The organism is Galbibacter kalidii (genome assembly GCF_026241135.1).
Taxonomy (GTDB): Bacteria; Bacteroidota; Bacteroidia; order Flavobacteriales; family Flavobacteriaceae; genus Galbibacter.
In genome coordinates, this window is record NZ_JAPFGA010000100.1 from 1 (window position 1) to 539 (window position 539).

Annotated in this window: 1 protein-coding gene; it reads right to left on the reverse strand. The window is 59.7% G+C overall.

The genetic code is table 11. The features are described 5' to 3' along the window. Positions 1–539: beta-ketoacyl-ACP synthase 3 (locus OOZ15_RS20065; protein ID WP_265958201.1), on the reverse strand; the 539-nt coding region annotated here is incomplete at both ends.

Below are 539 nucleotides of genomic sequence, written 5' to 3' on the forward strand. Positions count from 1 at the left end.
CTGCCGTCGGCATGCAGATGCGTCGAGATAATGCCCGGCTCTTCGGAGGCGCCCAGTACAACCGCGCCGGCGCCGTCGCCGAAAATAATAATCGTTCCGCGATCCGCCGGATCGCAGGTGCGCGCCAGCACATCGGCGCCAACAACCAGCGCATAATCTACCGCGCCGTTCTTCACATACTGATCGGCGACGCTTAGCGCATAGGTGAAACCGGCGCAGGCGGCGGCGACATCAAACGCCGGGCAACCCTTAACGCCCAGCATTGACTGGATCTGGCATGCAGAACTCGGAAACGCGTGCGTGCCGGAGGTGGTCGCAACGATAATCAGACCAATTTGCTCCGCGGACACGCCCGCCATCGCCAGCGCCTGCTTTGCGGCTTCAAAGCCCATCGTAGCAACTGTTTCATGCGCTGCGGCAATACGACGCTCACGGATACCTGTGCGGGTGACAATCCACTCGTCAGAGGTTTCTACCATTTTTTCCAGGTCGGCGTTTGTACGCACTTGCTCGGGCAGATAGCTGCCGGTACCAATAAT